A 21,569-nucleotide genomic window follows, 5' to 3' on the forward strand; every position below is an offset into this window, starting at 1 on the left:
TCCCCCGACGCCCTTGGTGGGTCGTCATCCCTCACTGAGCATATGAGAGAGCTAGGCGGCCCGCACTGAGTGGAAGCGCCAGTTCCGATGAGGTACAGCATCCGTAGCCACTGCGCGTTCGAGTTACGGCGACGTCGACCGGCGTGCTACCTGGATCGCGTGCTACGGCTGGCGTGCGCAGGTCCTAGCTTTGGACGTGTGAACACATCGTCAGTTGTGAAAGCGCCCAACGGGCTAACTCTTCCGCGCGTCTGGGACGAGTGGCTCGACCTTCGCGTGTCCGATAGGCCACCGGATCTTCAGAGCCTCTACCAGCGCGGGCTGGACGTCCTACCGGAGCGCCGGAATGTGTTTCGCGCTTTCGAACTGGCTGCCCCCACCGATGTGAGGGTCATGGTCCTGGGCCAGGATCCGTACGACACGTCAGGGCTCGCGGACGGGTTGGCATTCTCTCAACACGGAGAGGTGGACAAGCGCTCGGCGCTTCACCGAATCTTCCTCAATCTCGAGCGGGATCCCGACATCCCTTTCACCAGGCCAGCGACAGGTGACCTCACTGAGTGGGCAACGGGAGGTGTCCTGCTTCTCAACACAGCCTTAACTGTCGTCAGTAACAAGCCAAAATCTCATCTCCGACTTTGGAAGCCGTTCATCGAGACCGTGATCCGAAGCCTAGCGGCGTCAGGCTCGCCTATCGCGTTCGTCGTGCTCGGAGAGGACGCACGCAAGATCGCGATGCCGTTGCTGCGACAGGTTCCGCGTGACGCGATCATTCGGGCCGCGCATCCAATGGCGTCGAACACTGACCAACGGCCGTTCAAGGGCACGTACGTGTTCTCGGAAGCAAACCAGTTCCTGGGCGACAGGGCGATCAACTGGAGTGCCATCTCCCCCTCTACGTGATGATCGGATAGCCGAGACAAGATCGATCTGCCTCGGCTCAGTCTTCCCTACCGTAGGGGCTTCCTCAGGCGCCGACGTCGGCTTGAGAAAGAAGCACGCCCCTGCCGTTCGGGTCGGCAGGGGCGTAGTCATCGGGGTGCTTACTGCACCGACCATCCCCCATCGGATGCCAGCACCGCGCCGTTGATGTTCACGGCGTCGTCCGACAGCAGGAACGTGATCGACGCGGCGAGGTGCTCGGCGGTCGCGACCGTCGGGATCGCCTGCTGGAACGGTGCCAGGCGACCGGAGCCGTACTCCGACATGTTCGGGGGCATCGGGATGCCGGTGGCGACGCCGCCCGGAGCGACCGAGTTCACGCGAATGCCCTTGGGTCCATACATGAACGCCGCGGACTTCGTGACGCCGATGATGCCGTGCTTGCTGGCGGTGTAGGCGTTGCCCGACGCGTTGCCGCGCAGGCCCGCTTCGCTCGAGACGTTGAGGATCGAGCCGCGGCCGGCCTTCTCCATGATCGGCAGCACCGCACGCATGAGCTTGAACGGAGCGGTGAGGTTGATGGCGATGACGCGGTCCCAGACGGCATCCGTCGTCTCGCCCGCGGGGGAGAAGTCGTCGTTGATGCCGGCGACGTTCGCGAGGGCGTCGATGCGGTCGCCCGCGGCGGCGATGACGGCGTCGATCGCGTCCTGCTTGGTGAGGTCTCCAGCGACGGTGGTGATGTCGGCACCCGGCAGTTCGGCCTTCAGAGCGTCCAGCTTGTCGGCGGCGATGTCGGACGCGATGACGCGTCCGCCTTCACGGGCGATGCGGGATGCGGTGGCCTTGCCGATTCCGGAGGCTGCACCCGTGACGATCACGGTCTTGCCGGCGAAACGTCCGGCGGTGGGCTTCTCGTTCCAACCCTCGGACTCGTCGGCCTCGGGGATCTCACCGCCGTTGGCGGCGCGCACGAGATCGTCAACGACCGACTGAGGGAGTGCGCCCTGGCTCATCGCGACGAGCTGCTGCAGCGGCAGGCCGAGCACGGGGGTGAGGAGCTCGGGGTCGGCGCCCGTCTGCTCGAAGAGTGCGCGGATGAGTGGCCCGCCGGTCGGGTCGCTCAGCCAGTCGCCGATGGTGGAGTGTGCGGTGAGGGCCATGGTCGAGCTCCTTGAGGCTTGGGTTTCGCAACGGTGCGTCTACTTATCAATCAGTGTACGTCTCATGCGCCTAAATCAGGCAGTCGATCGCCGACTGCTGCCTCGGCGCGCCGTTTCGGGTGAGGGCCATGCGCGCGAACGAGGGGTCCCGCATGCTGGTTGACGAAGGCTCAACGATGACGGATTGAGTTGCAGCGTCTTTCCCGTACGGGCAGGGGATCGGCGCAGCAATCACTAGGATCGCACCGTGCAAAGTGCCGCGGAAATCTCAGCCCAGGTGTTCACTGCTCGGGACGCAATGCTTCGCGACAGTTTGGAAGACCTCCGAGTCGCCTTCCTGCTCTTCGACAGTGCGATAGAGACCCTCATGGTTAGAGAGATCCGGCATCTGTCGAACTACCTGCTTCGTGCTGAGTCTCCGTGGCGGTCGAACTCAGATGGCCGGATTCCTGCGGATCTCAACGACCCAGAACAGAGAGGAGAAGTTGAGACATCAAGCACCGGGTACGTCGACTGGGCGTTCTCGAAGTCGCAGGTCAGGGACATCGACCGCAACTTCGACGACAAGTTGCGCTTCTTTGCTTGGCACGGTGACATCCCTGTCGAGTATGTCCGCATCATCTCGCGGCTCCATGACTACCGAAACGAGATGTATCACCGCGAAGAATCGCGTCCGGAGGCTTTGCGTGTCGTCTGTCACCTCTACGCGTTTTTCGTTGCGGATTTTCTCGACCGGCTTGAGCCCCACGGGTTTAGTTGGCCCGGCGACGCCGGAGCTATGGAGCGTTTGTATGCACGGCTAGGCGAGCCGTATCTGGAGGAGGAGACGCGCCGGGTGGGCCTCGTGAGCAATCTTCAGCGGAAGATGGCCGCTGCGCTCCGGCGCGACCTGGACCTCGACGACGCACCGACGCTTATCGCGGCCTACATCGCAAATCGGGTTGATCAGGCGCATGATTTCCTCAGATACTCGGGAGAGGTCGCCGTGTCCGTGTTTGGTGGACGATTCACCGAGATGGACACGATCAGGTTCGCGTTTCAGCCGATCCCAAACACGAAAGCCGAGCATGCGAAGCTTCCCACCCGAGCCACGCTCATGCGCTGGGACGCTTGGCCCGAGGGCACAAGACAGCTTTCTGACCCGGTGGAGGCCTTTCGATCTCTTGCTGAATTCGAGGCCGAATTCGAGGAGTTCGAAGCGATTGTGCTGACTCTCATGACGCACGCGGAACTCGAGGTGGACCGTCAGATCGACGAAGAGAAGGAACGACGGCTATACGAGGAATAGCAATCGTCGGGGACTTGCAAGCCACTTCGTCGGGCCACGAGTGCGGTCGATAGCGCCATAGTTCTGAATGAGTACACGTGAAGCACGAACCTTCAGCACCGATGTCTCGTGCGTTCCCGAGTCCAGCGGATGCTCAAATACGACTGGGAGCGGGCCAAAATCGAGGCGAAGGTGTTCCCATACTTCGCTGACGCGGGTGCTGCCGCTGAGTTGAGAGGGCAGGATCGTCGGTATTGCAGCGGCGATGCGATGAAGCCCCGCTAGGGTTGAACTCGACCAGGCCTCCCCGGCGGGGTAGGCGCCAAGAACCAAGCGGCTCGATCAGCGGCCGAGCTGGGAGAGCAGGTGCCGTTTCCGATCCTGGTCGTGCCGATCGCCGCGGCCGCCGTGGCTGTGAGCGCGGCCATCTTCGCGGCTCTTCCGAGGCTCTGGAAGATCCTCGACCAGCGCACAGTGGCGATCTTGGGGGCTCCGCAGACGGGCAAGACTGCGCTGATCAGGCTGCTCCGTGACGTCAATGCCCCCGACGATGGACTGCCGAGCGCGAAACCCGGCGGTGATCGTGGGCGTTTTCGATTGGAGATCAAGGGCAAAGCGGTCGACTTCGCGGTCCCTCGGGATCTCCCCGGGAGCGAGGGCCTGAACGTGGCCGAGTGGAAGGATGCCTTCGCGGTCGCCGATCACGTCTGGTATCTGTTCCGCGCTGATCTCGTCGCCCAGGGCGATGCCGGGACCGTTCAACTGGTGCGCACCCACCTCGCGCTGTTGAGGAAATGGCTCAGCGAGAAGCCCGCCAGTGCTCCGAAGATCCTGCTCGTGGGCACGTGGGCCGACGAGCATCCGGACAACGCGCGTCACCCATCGCGTGTGGCCAAGCAAGTCCTGGAAGCCGATGTGATCAAGATCGGATCCATCCGACTCGGCGGCGCCGCTGTCGTCGTCGGAAGCCTCTCCACCTCGAAGGACGCCGATAGGCTGCTCCGAGGGATCAAGAGCCGGCTACAGTAGCCGGCCCTCCGGCACAGGGAGCGTGGGACTCGTGATGGACACCCTGAACAACAGATCGCCTCGATCAGTGCTGGTCGCCGACGACAGCCTCTACCTGGACATCACCGGCGACTCGGACTCCGTCTCATTGGTCGACGATCTCGATGCGATGGTCGTTCCTTACTCCGTGATGCCTGCAGGCAACGAGACCCAGGTGAACGCCGTCCGTGAGCTCCTCCGAGCAGCAGGTCAACTGATTCCCGGAGCTCTGTTGATCAAGAATCCTTACGAGTCCGAGGTTTTCGAGTTTTCCGAGTACGCCCTCGAGTCGTTCGCGAGTGCGAAGTATCATCACCTTGCCACCGTCGCGAAGCTGCTCGGTGCGACGGACGTGAGATTCGAGGACGCGAAGATCGAGCGTCAGACCGCTGCGACGAACGGCGGTGTGAGGGCGATGATTCCTGGACTCGGCGGTGGCGACACTGACGTGTCAAAGGAGGTGGCGCGCAAGCTCGACGCACGCCTCGAGGGGCAGCTGACCTTCGGTGGCGGCGAGCCCGATCCGGAAGCCGCCCTGGAGTTCCTGCGCCGCCACAACCTCGCAAACGATCAACAATTGAAGTCGCTCGTCGAGATGCGGACGGGGTCCAACCCGATTCAGGGATACCGGATGACCCTCAGTGGAACTCGAGAGTCCGACGCGAACCTCCGCGCTGCGCTGTCGATCGCTGAGTCCGTCTCTGGTAAGAAGGGGATCAACGTGGGCGCCACGTTCACGCGCGAGGTCAAGTCGATCCGGAGCATCGAGATCACGACGAGTATCAAGTTCTGATGCCGAAGGTTTTCATAATGACCCGGTCGCCATACGCCCAGGTGTCCGCTTAGGGGAACGGCTACGCCGACTGAGGCGGCGTGCAGAGCGAAGCTTGTCAAGTACTTTGATCCGTGCGCTCCGCGACGCACGCGTGAGCACCGCAAAGGCGCGGCGGGCCCGCCTGTGGCGGCACGCAGAATGCTGTCGAACAGTCTCCGCAAATCTGGCAAGTCGGTCAAAAGTACCTGTCAAAGTCGTTTGCTCGACATCCTGCTAGTCGTCACTCCCCGAGCAGCAACGCGCTCGGCGCCCCCTTCCACGTCACCACGAGCTCGTCACGTGCGCGGCTCGCCGCGACGTAGAGCAGCGAGCGGAAGCGCTTGTCGAGGTCCGGCTTCTCCTCGTCGGGCACGCCCTTGTACGCAACGGCTGGCGGGAAAGAACCGTCCGACACGTCGAACAACACCACGCGTGAGAACTCCATGCCCTTCGCGTTGTGCATCGTCATCGCGACAGGCTGTCCGCCTGTGATCCGAGGCGAGTTCAGCAGTGCCACCGCCACGTCACGCTGTCCGAGCCCCTGCTGCACCTTCTTCGATGAGGTGTTCGACGACGACAGGATGGCGATGGTCTCCGGCTTCACGCCTTCGGCGATCCATCGCTTCACGTCGTCCGCGATCGCGTCGAACTGTGAGGCATCCGACTTCGACGGGCGGGTGACCGGCTTCGGTCCGCTGCGTGACGAGCGATAGCCCGCGGTCGTCACGTCTTCCGCTTCGGCATCGGAGTACTCCACGCCCGACAGGATCTCCATCGCGTATCTCAGGTTCTCGAGAGTCGTGCGGTAGTTCAGTGTGAGGCGGCGGGATCTGCCCTGCACGGCGATGCCATACCGCTTCAGCACCGTGGGCTGCCCGTAGATCCGCTGATGCGTGTCGTCTGCGATGAAGAGGTCGTCAGGGCCTTCGGCCACGAGAGCACGCAGCAACTGCCACTTCGACGGGACGAGGTCCTGGGCTTCATCGATCAGCACATGGTCAGCGAGAGTCTGCCCGTTCGACTTCAGCCACTCTGCCGAGATCGCAGCCACCTCGGCGAATGAGAGCGCTCCGGCGATCCGGTGGTTCTTGCGCGCCTGCTCGATGACTGCCCAGACCGCGGCGCGTCGTCCGCGGTCGAGCGCGACGCCGCGTCCTGGCCGGCGCACCAGCAGGTAGTCGTCGAGCTCATGGATGCGGTGCGGAAGCACCACCTGGGTGTATTCGCCGTCGAGGAATGCTTCGGACCTCAGCGCGATCGGCAGGTCGCCGCCGACCTCCTGGATCGCCGACTTCCAGTCGATCTCTGCGGCGCTCGCCATGCTGTCGCGGGACGACCCGACTACCGCCAGTGACGCATCGCCGAAGGCCGAGCCCCCGGCGGTCGTGCGCACGTCAGAGGCGATCTGATCGACTCCGCGGACGAGAATGCCCGGTTCTCCCAGCTTCGCCGCGAACGGGAGGTCGGGATCGAGTCGCTCCAGGTCGCGTCGCAGATTCTCGGCCAGCGCTCGAGTGAACGTCGTCAGCACGATCCGTGCGTGAGGATCCTTCCGCGCCAGGTGCCGAGCGCGGTGCAAGAGCACCACGGTCTTACCGGTGCCGGCTCCTCCGGTGAGGCGGAACGAGCCGTTGCGGGGGCGCTCTGCGTACTCCCGCTGTTCCGGGTGCAGGAACACACGCCATGCGCCGAAGTCGCCGCCCTCGATGACACGGCGCAGCTCTTCGGTGTCGTCGATGAACGTGAACTGCATCTGCGCCGCGGGATGCCGCAGTGCTTCGACGAGCTTCGTGTCATCGTCCGCGCCCGCGTCGATGATGACAGGCTGGTCGAGCTTCAGCTCTTCCTTGATGAGGTGGAGTGCGGTTCCGGCGCCCATCGCGACGAGGACGTCCGCCTGCCAGGCGGTGTCGAGACCGGTCGCGAAGTCGAGAAGGGCTTCCTCGTCCGGAACGCGGAAGGCCGCCTCCGCCGTCTCCTGATCGAATCCGAACTCCTCGGTCAGGTCTGTGACGAAGAACCCGAGATCGGCGAGGAGTGCCGTCGTCTGCGCAGGGGCCTCATCGGCGATGGGCGCGGCCGCAGCAGGGGCCTGCGCCTCGATCTCATCGGCGGTGTCGAGCTCCTGCCGCAGGACGGCCAGGCCGTTGACCGGATTCATGCTCAGCGTCGTGGTCCGGGCCCGCTTGATGGCCTCGTCGTGGTGCCATGTCCCGGCGTACACGTATACGGGTTCGTCTCCGGCGGGCTCGAGCTTGAAGAGCACGGCGCGCCAGTGGATGTCGACCCGTCCCGTGCGCGCACGCGCATCGCGCGGCTTCTGCATCGGCTCGATGTGGAGTCCCGGCACGGTGTCGTCGTCGCTGAGCTTCCCCAGGAAGGTGTAGATCTTGGCCTTCACAGCCTGGTCATGCTTCGGGTCCTTCGCGGCCCCCCAGACGATCGTGGGCATGTCAGTTCCTTCCTGCATTGGCGAGGGCGCTCAAGACCGCATCCGCCTCGGGTTCCACTGCGGTCCATCCGAGTGACGCGAGGGACTCTCGATCGTCATCGTTCAGATCCCAGGCGGTCGCGACGCGCTCATCCTCCCAGACGAACGAGAACGGGATGCCGTCGCCCAACTCGAGTCCCATCTTCGGGATCGGGATGCCGGGGGCGGCGGCGAGCGCGGCGATCAGGATCTTCTCCGCGGATGTGGCGACCTCGGCGAGGGTCTTCCATTCGATGCTGACGTTCGCGAGCGGGAAGTCGACGTGCCCGAGCACGCCCGTCGAGGCAGCGTCCCCGCCCGCGTCGACGACCTGCGACAGCGCGAGGATCTCGACACCGCTGAGATCGTGTCGCCAACCGATCACGTTCGACAGATGCAACCAGAGTCGCCATGCGTCCGTGAAGCCCTCGGCGCCGACAGCAGCGTCTCGGTCGTCGATGATCAGGGCGAACTCCGATGCGCCCTGATCGCCCATCCGAGTCGCGTGGACGAGAGCACCGCGATCCACGACCCAGATCATCGAGTCGCCCGAAGCCGGATCGGTAGCCCCCCGCATCACCGCGGATGCCGCATTCACGGGCGTGACGGCGGGCGCCGGACCGCCGGCGCTCCTCGTCATCATGGGGAGAGCACGAGCGATCTTGTCGCGACGCTTTGCCTCCCCGACCGGGTCCTGCATCCACTCCATGAGCGTCGTCAAAGGATCGGCGTGGAGTCGGTCGAGCTGCACCAGGGGCAGCTGATACATCGGGGCGATCCGCTCGGCGAAGCCGGGGTCGATCCAGTCGTGGGGCAGCGCGTCGTCGTCCTGCAGATCGGCCCACGTGACCGCGAGCACCCGGTGTCCGCCGTTGCGTGCGAGCGCCCGCTTCCCGGCATCTTCGGCGAGCTTATTGTGCAGGATGCTGGCGTGGAATGCCTTCCCGTCGGTGTAGATCGCGATCGGCTCGGCGCCGCCTCCGTGCTGCTCGAGGACGAAGTCGGGCTTCGTGAATCCGAGCGACACCTGCGGGCTCAGCTTCCAGATACGCGCGTCGCCCGGGAAGCTGACCTGGACCTTGTTGCCCCAGTCGCCGGGCTTCTCCTTCACGGTTCCGCCGAGCTTCTGCGCCCGCTCGATGAAGCGCATCCTGAACAGCTGCTCGATCGTGGACTCGTCGAGCACGACTCCCGGGTCCTGTTCGACGGGCTCGAATGCGTGGGGCTCCCCGTCGGTGCCCACGCGCAGCAGCTTGGCGAGCGCCTGTTCAGCGCTCGCACGCGAGACGACGCTCGTGTTCCCGCTCGCATACGGCAACAGGCACCGATGGCAGGCGGCGCGCTGTTCGCCACGGCACTCGCAGTCGCGGACGATCCTCCACGCCGTCGACAGCAGCTCGAACATGCGGTCCGGATCGGCCAGTTCGGCGAGGTAGCCCGTGCCGCCCGGCACCGCGTCATGCACGAGCAGGGATTCCGCAGTGGTGTCGTCGCCCACGGGCTCGATCGTCGAGATCACGCGAAGATGATCGGGATCGCCGCCCATGACTTCACGCAGCCCGCGCATCATCGCGGCCGCCAGACTCGGTACGGCGAGCGAGTCGCCGAGCGTGATCCCGATGGGGAGACGCAGGAATGTCCCCTGCGTGACGAGCGTGCGGCTGAGCGCGAGCGCGATCGTGTGCTCTCGGGTCTCCCGGCGCCGAGCGCACCACGAACGATGATCGCTCGGGCGGTTTCCACCCGACTGCGAGTCCTGCTTGCCGCAAGTGTCACACACACGGAACAGCGGAGCGTGATGCTCCCGGCCGGCGATGATCCGTGCCTCGCCGCCGGCGCTCTGTCGTCCGAGGTTGAGCCACCGGATCGTCAGGTCGCGCGCGTAGGTGACACCGAAATGTGTCTCGTCGTCGAACCATCGACGGGCCACGCCTGCAGGGTCGAGATCGGCGGCGACCTGCACGGTGAAGCGAGTGCGGCGCCGCTCGTCGCTGCGGTCGCTGATCGATGCCTCGTCGCGGCGCGCGATGGCCGACACCGCGTCGAGTTCGACCACGCGAAGTCGCTGGGCGACGTCGTTCAGTCCCTTCGCCCCGCACCGTGGACAGATGTTCAGCCCGTCTCCTGCCACGAGGTTGCGCCCATGGCCGCATCGTGCGCAGAACGCCCACTCCTGCACGGCTTCGCCCCCGGGACCGAGATCGACGGCATCGATCTCGATCTCCAAGCCCTGAGCGTAGAAGTAGGCGCCAGGCGCGAGCTCCTGGATCGCGACCGAGGCGCCGCGCTGATAGCTCACCGGATCCTCCTGCCAGCTCCCGGTCTCGGGGTCGACCCACGAGATCGCGGCGTCGAGAGTCACCGAGTCGTCGAGCAGGGTGTAGTTCGGCAGAAGGCCGAATCGCTCGAGCGAAGCGACCCAATGGTCGGTGTGCAGCTCGTTCAGCTGGCGGCCCAGCATACGGTGGGTGATCCTCGCCGTGCGAAGATTCTCCTCGGCGTCCGGCTCGAGGCCGAGATCCTTGGCGGCTTCCAGATCAGGGATCGCGTCGGCGATCTCCTTACGACGGAATGCCAGGGCTTCGATCTGCTTGTTCCAGCGCTGCACGGCATCGCGCACGGTATCGGCGAGTGGCGAGGTGCCGTCATCGCTGACGGGTGTTGCGAACGCACGCAACCGCTCGGCCGTCGTGGGCGTGATCCCGGGCAGGGTCGCGAGGAACTCCTCGACGTGCTGCTCGTGATGGCCGTCCGCGTCGTCGATCAGGTCGCCGAGAAGTGTGCCGCGTTCGCTGGACGCCAACACGTCGTGCGTGTCGGTCTGCGTCAGCAGCCCGGCCCCGGTGCGTCGGTCGAGCAGAGACGCGATGTACTGCCGCTGGACTATCTCCTGTGCGTCGAGATAGGTGGCCGGCGGGCGGACGGCTCCGTTGATGACCGACAGTGGATCACCCATTCGGGGCAGCTGATCGCCGCGACCGGTGACGGTGGCGATCGAGAGAGCGTTGCCCGTGAGACGTCCGGCGCGGCCGACCCGCTGCAGGTATGAGGCCACGGTTCGCGGCAGACCTGCGAGCATCACGGTCGACAGGTCGCCGATGTCGATGCCCATCTCGAGTGTCGGGGTGGCCACCAACACGTTCGGTGCGGACGGGTCTTCGTCCGAGGACTTGAAGGCGTTCTCGTACTTCAGTCTCAGATCGTCGTCGAGAAGACCGGTGTGCTCGCGCGCGACGACGCGCCGCATCTGCCCCTCGTCGTACAAGCCACGGTAGTAGTTCTGACCTGTCTGAGCCGTGCGCAGCCTGCCGGGGCACCGCGCCGACATACATGGCCCGTCGCGCAGGGCCGCCACAGCGGAGGGAAGGCCCGTGATCGGGTTCTGGCAGACGTCGCAGACGAGACGGGTGCGGCCGTCGGAGAGCTCGGCGTCGGTCACAGGGGCGACGATCACGGATGCCGGGGGGATGGCGTAGACGGTGGCGGAGCCGGTCGCGATGTTCGTCGCGTGCAGCAGCCCGTCCTTTGCCAGAGAAGCTAGGAGCGCGGCAGTGAGCGTCGGCCCTTCGGCCGCCGTGACCGAGAGCGTCTTGCGCGCCCACGTGGCGAACCAGCTCTGCGACGACGACACGACGTCGAGGTGTGTGCGGTGCCCGTCCGTGCCCGTCGGCGCGTGCGGTCCGACGCGGGGGAATGCAGGTGCCTCGCGTCCGGGTGGGAACGCAGGCATGCCTGAGCCGCGGGGGCGCCCGCCCCACACGTTCCAGCGACGACCGTCTTCGGCGATGTACTTCGAGAACCACTCATGCTCGACGGCACCGCGCTCGCGCATGCGCTCCATCACGCCGCGCACCCAGCGCAGCACGATCGCCGGGTCTGCGTTAGCCGCCGACATCCCCTCGAGGGTCTCGGAACCTCCGTCGGCCAACACCTTGCGACCGAGGGCCTCGAGCTTCGCGTCGGACACGTCGACGCCTGCCGCCAGGCTGCCGGTGAGTTCGAGCGTGCGACCGACGCGGGAGTGAAGTCCGAACTCCATCGCGACGTCGAAGAGCAGGCGTCGGTTGATCCGTGTGCGCACCTGGGTCGGTACCTGGCGCAGGGTGTCGCTCGACCAGAACGGCGCGAAGTCCTCGCGCTCCACGAGCTCTGGAGCCACGAGGCGATACCGGGCGTCGGGGTCGTCGCCTGCCTGCTGCACCATGCGGGTGACGATCTCGTCGAGCGGAGCAGGCTGATCGCCCACCGCCTGCCGAATGGCGTTGCGCAGCGCGAACACGTGCGCGCGGCTCTGCACGAACCCGGCCCGGTGCGCGGCATCCTGCACGCTGTCGGTGAAGATGAGGGCCTTCTTCTCCGCACGGTCGAGCTGCGCGTCGCCGAAGAGCGTGGTCACGATCACGCTGAGCATCGTCGCCATGGCCGACCCGAGGAAGCGGATGCCGTCACGGCGCTGACATGCCGGACACACGTCGTCGCGCGAGTCGTCGCTCGCATCATCGCCGGTCAGAGTCAGGACGGGCAAGTGGACCGCCGTGCCGTCGCCATCCTGAGGGATCGTCGCCGAGACGCGACGCAGCTCGGGATCGAACCAGGCGAGGCCAGCGACGGGGGTACCGGCCTCGAAAGACTCGGCTTCGCCTGGAGCGTGCAGCAGTGCCCGGAAGCGACTGCGCGTCTCGCGTGAGGCGTGGTTGCGACGGATGCTCTCGTCATCGGCCGAAAGTTCGTTGCCGGTCGGTGCGAGCTCGACGCCCCAGCCGCTGCGGCCGCAGTGGCGGCAGTAGATCGCCGGGAAGACGGCGAACTCACCGTCCTCGAGCAGGGCATCGCTCGGCCCGTCATCCGACCACGAGAATCGCACGATGGGGGAGGCGGCCCGGTCGATGCGGGTCAATTCGCGAACCCAGAGATTGAGGTCGATCGACAATGTAGCCCGGCCGACTCGCGCGCGCACATGGCTGAGCATCGCGAAGACGCGGGTGAGGAAGGTGCGTCGCACATCGCGCCGTGACTCGAACGTCTCGTCGGTCCCGAGGCCGCGCGGCAGCAGTTGATCGGCGAGGTCGTCGATCGAGATCGCCTTGTCAGCGGCCTGCGCGATGGAGTGGATCAGGGGGTGGGCAGCGACGCTCGCCAGGAGGTCCTCGTCCGGTAGATCCGCCCACTCGACGTGTGTGTCCGCCACGTCAGGATCGGTGGATGCCGGGTACAGGCGGTCGAGCACTGTTGCGGCGATCTCAGACGAGGATGCGTCCTCCGCGATATCGGCCTCGGCGACAGCCGTGGCGAGCGCATTGTTGATGCCGGCCGCCGGGGTCGTCGGAACCCGGCCGGCAGCGCGGGCGTTCTGGATCCACAGGCGTGCCGACTGCCGGGTCTCGGTCACGACGCTTGCAGAGTCGAACGGACGGCCGAACACGGTCTCCGCGAACGCGAGCATGCCCGACGGGTCGCCGTCGTCACCGAGAGTCGCGCTGGTCGCGATCGGTGTCACGTCGCCCAGGGGGAAGGCCTCGAACTCGGTGTCGAGAGGTCGCGTGTCACCACGTGAGCGACGCAACGCGAGCCCGAGTCGCCGCAGCAACATCGCGACGTCGGTGCCCTGCGCGCCGTCGTAGGTGTGGAACTCGTCGAGCACCAGGTACTGCAGGCCCAGGCTCATCGCCTCGACGAGGGCTCGGTCGGCCGGGCGCAGCAGCACCTGGTCGAGCATCTTGTAGTTGGTGAGCAGGATGTCGGGCGGATCATCGCGAATCGTCTCGCGGTGGTTGATGAGGCCGTCGTCGGTGACTCGTGTGCGCTTCGCACCCGCCTGTTCACCGGTGTAGAGCGCTGCGCGCACGCCCTTTAGCGCGTCATGTCCGCGGATCATCTCAGCGATACGTCGCGACTGATCGTTCGCCAATGCGTTCATCGGATAGAGGATGAGGGCCTTCACGCCGTCTGCGCCCGCCGCTTTCGCCCGCAACACATGATCGAGGATCGGATACAGGAACGCCTCGGTCTTTCCCGAGCCCGTGCCGGTCACGACGAGCGTCGGAAGGGGGTGTTCTTTCACCGATCCGTCGGGCTGCTCCCCGAGGTTCGAACTGCTGAGACGACGGAACGCATCGGCCTGATGGCCGTATGGCGTGTGGCCCTCGTACCAGTCGAGTGTCTCCCGCCATCCGTCGTCTGCCGCACGGAACGGAATGCGCGCCCGGACGAACGGACCGCGAAAGATGCCGGCCGCGGGATCGGTGAGGAACTCAGTGAGCGACCGCTGCGCGTCGACATCCGACAGCGCGAAGGTCGTGGTGAGGAAGTCGGTCAGAGCCTCGCGGATCTGAACCGCCTCGCGCGAGGGAAGCAGTTCACTCATGAGCGCTCCTGCAGGATCTTCTCGAAGTGGGCGTAGGCCTGACGCATGTCGGCCTCACGGTCGAGCGTGACGAACGGCAGCTCGTACTCGTAGGTGTTCCCCGACGCGTTGGTCGAGGTGCGCTCGTCCTGCGAGATCGCGTCCCCCTTCTGGCGCCACACCTTCAGTACCTCGTTCGGGACGAGGCGCCCGTTGGCGTCGTAGAAGTAGGTGTTTCGGTCGTAGCCATAGAGCACGGCGAACTGGGTGCGGTAGATCGTGCAGAGTTCGTCGGCGGTGATACCGAGGGAGAGAGCGACGATGGCGTCGATCTCGACCTGCGCTTGGCGTCGATCAGATGCTCGGCGGAGCGGAAAGTCGGACGTCCACGAGGCAGTGTCGATAGAAAGGGACACGGCGCCTGTCTCCTCTGCGTCGGTTGACCATCGATCGGTCCGCCAGTCGTCATCAAATGCATCGGACACTAGCTCGGTGTACACCGAGGTGAGCATATTCAAACGGGCAACTCGCAGCGTTAGCGCTGGCGTCAACTCATTCTGGCGACCTGCCAGGTTTGCGACCGTCTGAAAGCGAATGTTGGCCTTGGGCGCAGCGCGAACCAACATGTCATTGCTAATCGATGACATGTATGCCTGCAAAACGAGCAGGTCACGAGCCGTAGCGTTTGGTGCACCGACCGTTAGCATGCCGTCAATGTGTGTGGTTCCAGGCGGTACGAGAGAGCTAATGAGAGTTCGCTCGCCTGTGTTCGCTGCCATCTTCCGCCATGCGACTCGATAGTGGTCGCGGGCAGGGACTCGGTCCGGGCCCCAGTGCGTGTATCCGGCGTCGTATTCGGCGCGCGGTTTGGCGGGCTTATAGGAGGTGATGGGCATCGCGTTCGGCGCGAGCGTCTCCAGGTCTACCGGCGACCAGTCCAGGTTGTGGAGCATCGTCGAGTTCGGGGACTTGTAGAAAGGGTTGCCGACGAAGAGGTGCGGACCCTGCAGGATCGCCTGATCCCACGACTCCACCTCGCCCCATTCCACGTCAAAGTAACCTTTCTTGCGATCGATGCTCTCATCCCACCCACGGGAAAATTCGAGCCCGAGCGAACCGAGTCGGGGAGCGTCGGCGAGTTTTGCCAGCACGGCCGCCGTGGCTCGGTTGACCGCGTAGACCATCCGCGTCCTTCGGATCGGCGTGGACTCGTCTTCAAGAAGTCCGTGCCATGACCGCAGCACATCGTCGTCGACGAGCGTGATGCGGCCGCTGTGGGCGCTGAGGTCCCACTTGCCGTCGACGTTCTTGATCCCTGGTTCTGGTCCATCCCCGTTGTGCCGAAGCGAGCCGACCACTGTTTCCGGGTGGTAGAGGTTCGTCGCCATTCTGAACCGCGGTCTCTGTGCAGCGCCGTACACATGCACGCCGTACGAGACGAGGTGGTGGATCTCGAACAATGAGAGCTCGTTAATGAATTGCCAGTGACGTCGCAGATGCTCATACGTCGCTTGGCGCAGGTAGCCCGCCTTCTCATCCGTGAAGTGACTCTCCGGGTGGATCAGAGCCACGGCCCCCGTCGGACTGAGATGAGACCAGGTCAACTCCATGAAGCATCTGTACAGATCCGGTTGCAGGCCGGCCAGGTGTGGATAGACGATCGGAGAACCGACGAATGCGGCGGTGCACGCGACGTCGGCGGTGCCGTCGACCACGAGGTCTCGGATCCCCTCGATCTCCAGAGTCTGCTCGCGCTTGGCCTTGACCTCGGTCTGAGTCGGCTTCACCGCCAACTGCCACCACGGGTCTCCCTCGGCCAAGAGCGCATCGACGTCCGACCTGGGCCGCACCCACGGTGGGTTCCCGACCTGCAGATCGAAACCACCGCGCGCGAACACTCCCGCGAAGTCGAGCTCCCAGTGGAAGAAACCGTTCGCGTCGGCGATGCGCTCGGTGACTCGAAGCCAAGGGTGGCTTGCCAGAGCGTCGTCGACGTCGAGTGCGCTCGACCAGTCGAGGTCGTCCTTCTCGGCCTCCTCGAGGTCGTCCCACCCTGTCGGCAGGCCGAACTGCTGGGCGCCCTCACCGGCTTTGCGTGCAGTCGCGCGCGAGTGGCCGCCGATCAGTGCGGTGACCCCGTCGAGCCATTCGTCGAGATTGGGTGGTGCTGCCCCCTGCGTGAGGTCGTCAGTGAGCGGCCAGAACCACAGGGCGCACCAGGCATCCATCACTCGTCTCAGCCGCCGGTATGCTCCGCTGTCGTCATTCAGGAACGCCTCGACCTTGAGGCGGCCGACTACGGCTTCGTCGCCTTCCTGTGGCGGTCGAGGATCGTTCCAGAGGGTCAGCTCGCGGGAGACCTGTCTCTCGGCGATCTCGAGGCGCCGCAGTGCGAACTGCCAGAGCGCCTCGACCCGATGACCGAGTCCGACGAGCCGCTCGAGCTGCTTCTTCGACGGCTTCACGCGGGTCGTCTTGCGCCACTCGCGAAGTGCGGTGTGCGCCTCGGGCGCGAGCTCCCTCGCCTCCTTCGCGTCCACGGCAGATCCCCAGCCCTCGGCGGGCACGAGAAAGTGATGGATCTTGCCCGATGTCGAGCTGCCGATTCGTCCCCCGCGCATGTCGTCAACGAGAGCCGAGACGGTCACGTCGGTCGGAGTGTCTTTCAGCCAAGCCTTGTCGTTGACCTGCTTCTGCGTGTAGACGGCCCGCTTCGCACCGATGAGCGAGTTGCCCCGACGCAAGCGCAGCCCGAACCAGGGCGCCTGCAGACCATCGACCATGGTGTCGAGCCACAGCGAGATCTCGGCGAGTTCTACGGCCGTGGCATTGAGGTCGACGCCGTACACCTGGTGCAGAGCGATCGCGGCTTTGGCCTTCTGCAGTTCGCGCGGACGCTCGTCGGGGTCGATGCGTTGACCGACCTCCTGTTCCCGTCGAGTGAGGTACTCGTCGGCGAGTTGGCGCACCGCCTCGATCGCGAACGCGCCCGAGCCGAGTGCGGGTTCACACACGCTCAGATCGAGGACCTCTTCGGCCGACGTGGTGTGACCGTCCTGGTCGAGCAGCTCTTCGAGTGCCTGGCCTACGACGAACTTCGTCAGGACTTCGGGAGAGTAATACGAGGCCGAGGTCTGGCGCTCACGGCCGGAGAGCCGGAAGACGAACTCGCCTCCTCGATACCGCCGCTGCACCCGCTCGTGGGTGATCGGGTCTTCGGCCATCACGAAGTGCTGCTTCGCGATGTCGTGCGCGCGTTCGACGGGCACGACCCACGAGCCCTTCGATGAGTCGCCGTCCTTCGCCACCTCGAAAAGATCGGTCTCGGCGAAGAAGCCGCTGTACGACATCAGGCCCTCGTACACGGCCCCGAGCTGGTTGATGCCCAGGTCGGCGTACGAGATGAAGCCGCGATCTCCGCCCTTCTTGGTCCGCTCCTCACGAGTGAGCAGGAGCAGCGAGAGCACGCGCTGCAGAGCTCCGTCGCCGAGTTTCGCCGCATCGATCAGCGCGACGGACTCTCGTCGGAACAGATCGGCGCTCAGCGGATGGAACTCGAGTCCCTCGGGGAGCTCAGCCTCATCGGTAATCGCCACCTTCTCATGGCCGGCGTCGACGAGGCGGAACAGGGTGTCGAGTGACTCGTGGAGGTGAGTGCGATGGCGGGATTCCTCGCCGAGCTCGACCAGCACCAGCTCGCGCAGCCGGTCTAGGCCGTATCCCAGGGCGTACTCGGGTGCGCCGACGGGAAGCACGCGCAGTTCTGGCGACGCTTCGGCGAACAGCAGGAACAGCACGCGGTAGAGGTATCTCAACGACTGCCGGGCCAGTGTGTTCGCTTCGCTCGCGGGCAACGGGTCCAGGCACTGCGCGGCACGGCGGCGCACGACCTCGTTGGCGATGATCTCGATCGATTCCCGCACGCCGTCACGGAGATCCTTCGAGACACCGACGGTGTGCTTGACCGAGTCTTCGAGCGTCTCGGCCCACCACGTGGTGCCGTCGACGTCGGGTGAGACCGACTCCGCGGCGAGCACGGCGACGGCACGATCGAACTCGCCACCCCGCTTCTTCACCTCGTTGCGGTCGAGCACGAGCTGCAGATCGACGGCGAGGTAGCGGCCTTCGGCCCAGCGCTCGCGTTCGACGACGAGTGCCTTCGCACCGCTGAGCACCACCGCGAACGCAGGCGCCTCGTCACTCGTGAACAGCCATGAGAGAGCTCGCGCCACCGACATGACCTCGCCGGTCTCGTCTTCCGGCAGGAACGGCTCGAGAAGTGTCGGCTTGTTCTTCGACAGGAGGTCGACCACGTCGGCGACGGGGCGAGCGAAGAGCATGGCGGCCGAGACGTCGGCGGCATCCTTCGGTGCGAGCAGCGTGATCGGCCCGCTCGTCTTGCGGCGCCAGCGAGCATCCTCGTAGCCGAGGGCGGTGGCGAGGGCAGCGAGGACCTCGCTGCGGTAGCGGTCCGCATCGATCTCGATCACCGCATCGTTGCCCGCGTCCGCGTCGACGGTGGAGAACAGCGATGTGAGTGTGGCTCCTGCCGCCGCGAGACGCGACCGCGGTGTCTTCTCTCCCGCGCTCTCGCGCTCGTCCCAGTCCTTGCGGCGGGCGGTGACTCGGCCCTGGAACGACTGCTTCGCGGACTCGGTGTTGAAGTAGTGCTCGCTGATCCAGTCCTCACCGACGATGAACGCATCAGATGGCATCTCAGGCCTCCTCAGGGACGACGACGAGCAGCGGGCGGGCGAGGTGTCGCGAGGGAAGCATCGAACGCGCTGTGCGTTCCTCGTCCTTCACGGCGGAGCGGCGACCTTTGAGATCCGCACGCTGGACGAGGTCACCCGACGTCTCGATCCACGACTCCACCCGCTGGGACCATTCGTCGACGCGTCGGCGAGCGTCCGCCGCCGCGGCCTCGGTCGTCACCTCGAGATGTGCCACGGCCCGGTCGACAGCCCGCGGGATGAGATCCTGCAGTGCCTCGACGCTCTCGACAGCACCCGGGTTCGTGTGCGCCGAGGTGATGCCGAGGTCGGCGAGCGCCTCTCCCGCACTCGCGTAGGGGCGGATCATCCCGCCGGCGACCGTCACGAAGCTCGTCGCGATCACCTGACCTCGGGCATTGCTGAGTGTGCCGAGCAGCAGCACGGTCGGCACCGACACGTCACCGCGCACGACGAAGACCTCGTTGCGACCCAGCTTCGCGAGGACGCGATCACCAGCCCAGTCGAGCACGGGATGCAGCGGCCCGAGGTAATGCGTGTCGGGCCACAGGCTCTGTCGTTCCGAGGCGTCGTCACGGGCGTCCTTGAGCGAGGCCTTGGCCCGGGTCTCCGTGGTCGCGAGCTTCATGTCGCCGAGAACCTTGCGCTCCTGCAGGTAACTCTGCGGCAGGACGGTCAGTCGTTGCTTCAGGTCGTCGGTCGGGCTGAGCTCGACCATCCCGTATCCGGAGTGGACCTTCCAGTCCACGCCGCCCGCACCGAGGTTCTCGGCCGGTGTCTCGAACACCTCGTGCAGGGCGGACTGCAGGTAGTCGGCATCCGACTCGAAGAGGCCGGTGGTGCCGCCGTCATCGACGGTGGCGGAGACCGCGGTGGGGGTCGACTCGGAATATCCCTGTAGGAAGGCTCGCCACGGATCATCGGAGTCCGCGATATCGGCGACTCCCGGAACGACCTCGTCGATCGGATTGCCCTTCATCAGCGCCTGCTCGATCGCCTTCTCCTCAGCCGTGACGCTGTAAGCGCCCATGAGCACCGCCGCATCGCCGAGCGCGCCATGTGCCTCGTTCTCGCGCACGACGAGTCTCTGCAGAACCCGCATGTCACCCGAGAACCGTTTGTTCGAAGGGCTGAGCAGCAGCGTCGTGATCTGCGGTGGGTGCTGCTGGCCGTAGCGGTCGATGCGGCCGTTGCGCTGCTCGATGCGGATGAGGCTCCACGGGATGTCGAAGTGGACCAGTTCATGGCACTGGGAGTGCAGGTTCACCCCCTCCGAGGCGATGTCGCCGGTGATCAGAACTCGGATAGGTGACGATGACTGCTTGAAAGACTCGACGACGGCCTGCTGCTCGACGTCGGACAGGCCGCCGTGCAGGATCTCGACCTGTTCGTCCTTCAGCTTGAGATGTTCACGAAGGCGAGACTGCAGCCAATGGAGGGTTGCCACCCGCTCCGAGAAGATGACCACGCGTTCGGCCGAGCCGCGAGCGATGCCGACCTGCCTGAGGTAGGCGACGAGCTTCGTCAGCTTGGCTGACTCACCCTCGGTGCTGTCCCGCGCCAGCGACTCCAGACGCCGGAGTGCTTCGAGCTCCCGGTCCTGCTCGAGGGTTCGCGTGTCGCCGAGGGTGCGGATGCGGTTGCGCACAGACTCCAACAGCGCCGGAGGGCTCGACAGATACGCCTTCGCGAGGGTCCAAGGGAACAGTCCCTTGTTGTCCCCCGAGTATGGGCTGCTCACCTGCGGGTAGAGCCAGACCTCGGCGAGTTCGTCGGCGACGGCATCCTCTGCCGGTGACGCGGCGACGACCAGATGCTGCAGCTCCTTGCGCTCCGCCCACTGATCTCCGACCTCACGCTTGACCTCATCCGAGTAACGGTGCCGCCGGATCACGAGGCGATCGAGGGCCTGCGGATCCACGTCACCGTTCGGGGAGACGGCGGTGGGCTCGAGAAGGCGGATGAGCTCGGCGAACGACTCCTTGCGTCCGTTGTGGGGAGTGGCCGACGCGAGGATCAGGGCTTCGGTGTTCGGGGCGAGCACGCGGGCGAGGGCGTTGTTCTTGGTGACGCCGGTGAGGTTGTGTGACTCGTCGATGACGACGGCATCCCACTGCTGCCGGCGCAGGTGGTTGAGATAGCGATCCTGCTTGAGCGTGTCGACCGAGATGATCACGCGCTTGTAGAGGCTGAAGGGATTGCGTGTGGCCGGCAGCTTCTGGCGTACGCGCTGGATGCCCACGGAGTCGAGGCGCACGAACGGAAGGGCGAACCGCGTCCACATCTCGAACTGCATCTGTTCGAGCACGTGCTTCGGGGTGACGATGAGGATGCGCTCGCCGCGTCCGCGACGGACGAGCTCGGAGAGGATCATCCCGATCTCGATCGTCTTGCCCAGCCCCACCGTGTCGGCGAGGAGCACGCGAGGGCGGAGCTGTTCCGAACTCAGAGCCTTGCGCACGGCGCTGCGCTGGTAGCCGAGGGTGTCGGTGAGCATCCGCGTCGAAACCGACAGGTCGCCCTCGCCGAGCGGAAGAGGCGTGCGGCGCAGCGTGGACTCCAACCACAGGCGAGTCTGCCGATGTCCTGGGGATGTGTCGGACCGAAGCCGCGCGGCGCGTGGATCGAGCGGCACGATGTCGTCGAGGCCCTCGTAGAAGGCAGCACGCGTGTCACGGACCAGCTCTGAGAGTCCGGTGACCTCGACCAACAGGCCATCACGCGTCGGGGACGCGTTGGTCACGAGCCAGTCGGCGTCGCGAACCGTGACGATCGAGCCCGGAGCCACATTGAGCGTGCTCGAAGCGGCATCCTGATGCGATGTCTGCACGACGTCGTACCTCCCCTGAC

Annotated in this window: 9 protein-coding genes; 4 read left to right on the top strand and 5 right to left on the bottom strand. The window is 65.5% G+C overall.

Going from position 1 to position 21,569, the window contains the following annotated elements; translation table 11 throughout:
- Nucleotides 1–198 precede the first annotated feature (198 nt).
- The gene (locus JOF42_RS18040) at nucleotides 199–903 is read left to right on the top strand and encodes a uracil-DNA glycosylase (RefSeq protein ID WP_210096645.1); all 705 of its coding nucleotides are present in this window, start codon (nucleotides 199–201) and stop codon (nucleotides 901–903) included.
- 140 nt (nucleotides 904–1,043) lie between these two features.
- On the opposite strand, the gene JOF42_RS03845 is transcribed toward JOF42_RS18040, so the two are convergent.
- A complete protein-coding gene (locus JOF42_RS03845) occupies nucleotides 1,044–2,045 on the bottom strand; it encodes an SDR family NAD(P)-dependent oxidoreductase (RefSeq protein ID WP_210096646.1) in 1,002 nt (333 codons plus the stop codon).
- Nucleotides 2,046–2,292: 247 nt separating this feature from the next.
- Here JOF42_RS03845 and JOF42_RS03850 point away from each other — a divergent pair, with 247 nt between their 5' ends.
- The 3 genes from JOF42_RS03850 to JOF42_RS03860 all read left to right on the top strand — a co-directional run bounded on the left by JOF42_RS03850 (nucleotide 2,293) and on the right by JOF42_RS03860 (nucleotide 5,152).
- On the top strand, nucleotides 2,293–3,333 hold the full coding sequence (locus JOF42_RS03850) for a hypothetical protein (protein ID WP_210096647.1): 1,041 nt from the start codon (nucleotides 2,293–2,295) through the stop codon (nucleotides 3,331–3,333).
- A 345-nt stretch (nucleotides 3,334–3,678) separates the two neighbouring features.
- Nucleotides 3,679–4,341, top strand: a complete 663-nt coding sequence (locus tag JOF42_RS03855; protein WP_210096648.1) for a GTPase domain-containing protein — start codon at nucleotides 3,679–3,681, stop codon at nucleotides 4,339–4,341.
- 127 nt (nucleotides 4,342–4,468) lie between these two features.
- On the top strand, nucleotides 4,469–5,152 hold the full coding sequence (locus JOF42_RS03860; RefSeq protein ID WP_210096649.1) for a hypothetical protein: 684 nt from the start codon (nucleotides 4,469–4,471) through the stop codon (nucleotides 5,150–5,152).
- A gap of 262 nt (nucleotides 5,153–5,414) precedes the next feature.
- On the opposite strand, the gene JOF42_RS03865 is transcribed toward JOF42_RS03860, so the two are convergent.
- From JOF42_RS03865 to JOF42_RS03880, 4 genes are read right to left on the bottom strand one after another with little or no spacing between them, the layout of a single operon-like run.
- Nucleotides 5,415–7,625 (bottom strand): UvrD-helicase domain-containing protein, encoded by a 2,211-nt coding sequence (locus JOF42_RS03865; RefSeq protein WP_210096650.1) that lies wholly within the window; start codon nucleotides 7,623–7,625, stop codon nucleotides 5,415–5,417.
- A gap of 1 nt (nucleotide 7,626) precedes the next feature.
- Complete coding sequence (locus tag JOF42_RS03870; protein WP_210096651.1) at nucleotides 7,627–14,007, bottom strand: DEAD/DEAH box helicase; 6,381 nt, start codon at nucleotides 14,005–14,007, stop codon at nucleotides 7,627–7,629.
- Nucleotides 14,004–18,701, bottom strand: a complete 4,698-nt coding sequence (locus JOF42_RS03875) for a DNA methyltransferase (protein ID WP_210096652.1) — start codon at nucleotides 18,699–18,701, stop codon at nucleotides 14,004–14,006. Before JOF42_RS03875 ends, JOF42_RS03870 begins: the two co-directional genes overlap by 4 nt.
- A 1-nt stretch (nucleotide 18,702) precedes the next feature.
- Nucleotides 18,703–21,549 (bottom strand): helicase-related protein, encoded by a 2,847-nt coding sequence (locus JOF42_RS03880; protein WP_307803537.1) that lies wholly within the window; start codon nucleotides 21,547–21,549, stop codon nucleotides 18,703–18,705.
- Nucleotides 21,550–21,569 lie beyond the last annotated feature (20 nt).

The sequence above is a fragment of the Microbacterium phyllosphaerae genome, assembly GCF_017876435.1.
GTDB lineage: Bacteria > Actinomycetota > Actinomycetes > Actinomycetales > Microbacteriaceae > Microbacterium > Microbacterium phyllosphaerae.